This window comes from Vibrio sp. V42_P2S4T144, assembly GCF_009904715.1.
Taxonomy (GTDB): domain Bacteria; phylum Pseudomonadota; class Gammaproteobacteria; order Enterobacterales; family Vibrionaceae; genus Vibrio; species Vibrio alginolyticus.
This window is the reverse complement of the sequence record NZ_WXWS01000320.1, coordinates 1-5,056: the sequence shown is the minus strand read 5'-3', so window position 1 is coordinate 5,056 and position 5,056 is coordinate 1. Positions and strand designations below refer to the sequence as shown.

At 43.6% G+C, this 5,056-nt stretch carries 9 protein-coding genes; all 9 read right to left on the bottom strand.

What is annotated here, in order from left to right:
* Positions 1-45: 45 nt before the first annotated feature.
* Positions 46-897 carry an IS3 family transposase gene (locus CAG68_RS11085; RefSeq protein ID WP_054730937.1) on the bottom strand — a complete coding sequence of 284 codons (852 nt, stop codon included), beginning with the start codon at positions 895-897 and terminating at the stop codon, positions 46-48.
* Positions 894-1,202, bottom strand: coding sequence for a transposase (locus tag CAG68_RS11080; RefSeq protein ID WP_212755915.1), 309 nt, complete (start codon positions 1,200-1,202; stop codon positions 894-896). Before CAG68_RS11080 ends, CAG68_RS11085 begins: the two co-directional genes overlap by 4 nt.
* A gap of 209 nt (positions 1,203-1,411) precedes the next feature.
* Positions 1,412-1,714 (bottom strand): type II toxin-antitoxin system RelE/ParE family toxin, encoded by a 303-nt coding sequence (locus tag CAG68_RS11070; protein WP_005377013.1) that lies wholly within the window; start codon positions 1,712-1,714, stop codon positions 1,412-1,414.
* Entirely contained in the window at positions 1,702-1,959 is a 258-nt protein-coding gene (locus CAG68_RS11065; RefSeq protein WP_005377012.1) for a type II toxin-antitoxin system Phd/YefM family antitoxin, read from the bottom strand. The genes CAG68_RS11070 and CAG68_RS11065 overlap by 13 nt, the downstream gene beginning before the upstream one ends.
* A 203-nt stretch (positions 1,960-2,162) precedes the next feature.
* Complete coding sequence (locus CAG68_RS11060) at positions 2,163-2,720, bottom strand: hypothetical protein (RefSeq protein ID WP_054730719.1); 558 nt, start codon at positions 2,718-2,720, stop codon at positions 2,163-2,165.
* A 114-nt stretch (positions 2,721-2,834) separates the two neighbouring features.
* Entirely contained in the window at positions 2,835-3,086 is a 252-nt protein-coding gene (locus CAG68_RS11055; protein WP_054730722.1) for a hypothetical protein, read from the bottom strand.
* A gap of 405 nt (positions 3,087-3,491) precedes the next feature.
* Positions 3,492-3,908 carry a lysozyme inhibitor LprI family protein gene (locus tag CAG68_RS11045; protein WP_033907128.1) on the bottom strand — a complete coding sequence of 139 codons (417 nt, stop codon included), beginning with the start codon at positions 3,906-3,908 and terminating at the stop codon, positions 3,492-3,494.
* Between the two features lie 147 nt (positions 3,909-4,055).
* Positions 4,056-4,298, bottom strand: coding sequence for a zinc ribbon domain-containing protein (locus CAG68_RS11035; RefSeq protein WP_080765108.1), 243 nt, complete (start codon positions 4,296-4,298; stop codon positions 4,056-4,058).
* A 250-nt stretch (positions 4,299-4,548) separates the two neighbouring features.
* Entirely contained in the window at positions 4,549-4,893 is a 345-nt protein-coding gene (locus tag CAG68_RS11025) for an antibiotic biosynthesis monooxygenase family protein (protein WP_054730730.1), read from the bottom strand.
* Positions 4,894-5,056 lie beyond the last annotated feature (163 nt).

Below are 5,056 nucleotides of genomic sequence, written 5' to 3'. Positions count from 1 at the left end.
TGCCAATGTTGTTGGTGTACCCCACAAAAAGTAGACAGTACATAACTACATACTTTCGTACTCAACTGGGCTGACATGCCCCAACGCTGAGTGTCTTCTTCTGCGATTGTAAAATACCTCGATGTATTCGAAGATGCCCATTCGGGCTTCTTCGACAGTTTGATAGTCTTCTGCGTATATCAGTTCGACTTTCAGTCGACTGTAGAACGACTCCATCACCGCATTATCCCAGCAGTTACCCTGCCGACTCATGCTCGGTACACCTCCATGCTTGCGCATGAAGTCTTGATATTTATATGCTCTGTATTGTACACCACGGTCCGAGTGGATAATGACGCCCTTAGGCGGCTTACGTGACTCAAACGCCATTTTTAGGGCATTGGTGATGAGCTCGACGGTCATCGTTGTCCCTAGCGACCAACCCACAATACGCCTCGAATGCAAGTCCATCACTGTCGCTAAGAAGAGCCAACGGCTCTTCACCCAGATATACGTAATGTCCGTAACCCACTTCTGATTTGGTGTCTCGGACTCAAAGTCTCTACGCAGTAAATTGTCGGCAACATTCGTCATCGCAGCTACATCCTTGCTGTATTTAAACCCTTTGCCATTACGTGCCCTGATACCTTTTTCCTTCATAATATCAGCCACATAGTTCACGCAGCAGGCATGGCCTGCTTCGTTTAGCTCTTCGGCTATTCGCACAGAACCGTAGCGTGCCCGATATTGGGCAAAGGTACACATGACTAGCTGTCCAAAGCGCTCTCGCCGCTTTGAACGCTCACTCGACGTATGATGACACCACTTGTAGTAACCGCCTCGACTCACCTCTAAAGTACGACACATTAAGCTAATCGAGTACTCACCAGCATAGCTTTCAATAAATTCGTACTTCACTCTTGCTGCTTCGCGAAGTACGCCGAGACCTTTTTTAGGAATTCCATTTCATCTTTGAGTCGCTTGTTCTCGCGCCTTAGCGACCGAAGTTCTTCGGACTCTTTCTTCGAATAATCGACACCGTCTAAGGTGTTAAACTGTTTATCAGATAGGCGAGTGAACTGACGCTTCCAGTTCCGGATTTGCTGGGCACTGATACCCAGCTCTTTGGCAACGGAGACTGCTGTTCGGCCAGGAAGACTGGCCAGGCGAACTGCTTCTTTGCGGAACTCTTCGGTGTACGCTGGATTACGATGTTTAGCCATAAATCACCTCTCCATTAGACCCTAGATCTAACTTAGTAAAGTGTCTACTAAACGTGGGGTACTCTGCTACATAACGCCCTGTTAAGGTGTGAACAACGCAATGCCGAAGCCGCCGCATACCACCTTAAACACTAAAACCAACGCATAGTAAAAATGCCACGCGTTGCGAATCACTCTTAAACAGTTTGTTAGCCGCTCATTCCCAAAGGTTACTGCTTACTCAACAGGAACTTACGCAAATCTCTCTCTGCACGAATAACAAACAGAATAAACACTTTGTCACCGTCTTGTTTATAGAAAACACGACATGGATTAACGACAACTTCACGATAACTTAGATGTTCTAGCTCGGGTGGAATACGACCTGACTCTGGGAAAGTTTGTAGGCGTTCGACTTTGGAGAAGATCGTTTGCACTAACTGCTTTGCAGCTACGATATTTTCAAGTGCGATGTATTCAGCGATATCGTTGAGGTCAGATAACGCTGGTTCAGTCCAGATTATTTCAGCCATTTTGACATTTTGTCCTTGGCTTCATCATGGCTTATCACTTTACCGTCAGCTAGCGCACGCTCACCTCGTGCAATACCCTCAAGAATAGCTAAACGATTTTGCATAAACTCGTAGTCATCAACATCAACGAGATAAGCGGATGGCTTACCATGCTCAGTAATTAACACTGGCTCTTTGGTATCGTGGAGATCCGCGAGGATCTTAGTTGCTTGACGTTTGAGTGATGTAACTAGTTCTACTTTCATGAGAGCTGCTCCAAAGGAATACTAAAGTGATACTATTCTATCACTTTGAGTATAGCAAGCTCCATGACGGCTAACGCCGCGTTAAGGGGCAGCAACGCGCTACCACCAAACTTCAATTTACCACCGTAAACACAAATGCCAAGATTTAAACCAAATTCGCCACGCGTTGACTGTCCCTCTTGAACGCCTTGTTATACAAACAGTTACAGCTTGCCAGATAGCTTTTTAAGGTGAGCTTTAGCCAATTCATTATTGTCACGGCTTAACCATTTTATACAGTCGAAAAGCTCCCATATTAATCCTTTGTCGCCATTCGTATAAGCTGGAAAGCCTTCGTGCTTTGGGGCTGGTTCATCGGTTAGACGCGACTCTACGATACCCGATTTATCGAATAGAACTTTAAACGGTTTAGATATATTGAAAGGCTCATTTACGTCTAAACAGTGAATCTCCGCGCTGGTCAAATCGTTGAAAATATACTTTTTAAAGAACGCATTTTCATTATGAAAACCTTCAAGGCAGTAGAAGACTTCTTTGCCAGCTTCGAAATTGGAGAAGCATAAATCCGCGATTTTGTGGAACCCATTTTGGGTAAAAATGAGAATGTCAGCATCAGATATTCGATCGCCTTTGCCGGCAGCAAGTGAACCCAACAGCACCGCTGCTAATACATTGTCCTCAGAGGAAAATGATACACTGGCGGACTTAACTAGCTCATTTTGAAGTGGTAAATGTTCAATATTTAATTCATCCTGACTCACAACTTTCTCCGTTTGTATAACGCCGCATTAAGGTGTGAGCGGCGCTTGGCTATACTTGAGCGAAGCGAAACTGCCAAGCGTTGCGAATCACTCTTAAATGCTTTGTTATGTGACTTATCCATGACTCTTCAAGAACCAGCGTTTAGACTCTGGCTCTTGATAAACGACACCCTCGATTTCCATAATACCCAACAACGTTCTAGGAATATGCCCTTCATGCCCAACATGACCACCATAAATACCAAGTGAACGACCTAGTTCAGCATTTGCCAAACCTTTTTCACCCGCTGTTTCCAGAGCTATATAAATAGCTGTTTTTAGTTCAACCATAGCCGACTGAGCAAGTTGATATGCTTTGTTATTCATCAATTCATCCTTATTATGAACACTGAATAGAGTAACCAATATAGTCGATATATGTGCTTACTATTGCGGAAATGCCCATAACAAACAGAGAAATGATTGCAGAGATTGCGGCAGCCCTTATCCAATACAGCTCTCTTCGCCTAAACTCACCTTCCATTTCATTTCTAACTGGAGAGTTCTGCATTGATTTGCCATGCCAGTCAGAAAGCTCTTCTGAAGACATATCCTTAACATTTTTTCTCACAACTGACGCCCCTAAACTTGTCACATAACGCCCTGTTAAGGTGTGAGCAACGCAATACCGAAGCCCCCGCATACCACCTTAATCACTAAATTCAACGCATAGCAAAAATGCCACGCGTTGCGAATCACTCTTGAACAGCTTGTTATGTGCGTGGTTGAAACCTACTCTACACTTGGCTCCGGTAAAACTGGTGGTGTACTGTCCATATAAGTTAAAAAGTTTTCCCATAACTCGTGCGTTCTTTGCTTAGTTAACTTAGTTTTGCACGATATCGCCATAACTCCACGAATAGTTCCATCACGCCATTGCGTATAAACCGAATCACAGTGAGAGGACATATATGCTTGCCAATTCTGTTGAGCAAGCTTAATTGCTGCGATCAGTTCTGGGTCATGAGAGTTGTGCTCAAAGCTAGTGTTTAGATATTTGTCTAATTTAACTTGTGCTGACTCTAGTTCAATAGCAGTACATTGGTTTATCTCGATTGTGGTCATCGCATTATTACAGTCAATGGACTCTTCTTCAGCAAGAGCACCAAATGAAAGACTAGCTAATATGATGATTAGACACTTATTCATCGTTTTCTCCTAAAGCACATAACGCCCTGTTAAGGTGTGAGCAACGCAATACCGAAGCCGCCGCATACCACCTTAACAACTAAAACCAACGCATAATAAAAATGCCACGCGTTGCGAATCACTCTTAAACAGTTTGTTATGCCTATGCTAACCACCTAGAAAATCTAGTATTTTTTGTCCAGTACCTAGACCTCGTTTGTAAAACTCAGTGTGACCGCAGCTACTGCATGACAAGAAATAAAAACGGTGTTTGTTGTAATTGAAAAATGTACTCCAAAATCCACCACTGGCTCTTAACTCACCAACCTCATATGACTCTGAACCACATTTATCACAGCAGTATTCAAACTTCGATTTCACTTTGTCATTCCCTAACAGGTGGTTTGCCATCTGCTTGTTTGCAAGCTCTTTGCCTAAAGACCCGCACTTTTCACACTTTAATGATGAGTGTTCATTGCTATGCCCGCACCCAAAGCACTCCCATTTACTATCCATATTTCCTCTTATCGGCATAACGCCCTGTTAAGGGGTGAGCAACGCAATACCGAAGTCGCCGCATACCACCTTAATCACTAAAACCAACGCATAGTGAAAATGCCACGCGTTGCGAATCCCTCTTGAACGGTTTGTTATGTGAATTTTAGCCGTGTGCGTCGATGCTATCTTTTGGGGCTTCTGAACGTATGTCCATGCCATAGTCTCTGATGACACCCGCAACTCTGAGTCTGTAGCTTTCAAAAACGCCACCACGACCTTTTAATTGAGCAAATCGATGAGATTCTAGATTGCGCCACTCTTGAATTGCTTCTTCGTCTCGCCAAAATGACAAAGATAGAACCTTGCTGTCATTTGTTAAACTTTGGAAACGTTCGATTGAGATAAAACCATCAATATCTGATAGCAGCGGTTTTAGTTCACTTGCAATATCTAGATATTCAGAAGTTTTACCCTCTGCTACCTGTACTTCAAAATTTACTGCGATCATAACTCACCAGGCTACGACTAATATATTCGAGCATTTTACCGAATTGGAGCTGCTGTAAATATGAGTTGTAGCAAGAAGTTAGAGATTAGATTCTGTGATTTTTCGCCATTCACATAACGCCCTGTTAAGGTGTGAGCAACGCAATGCCAAGGCCGCCGCATAC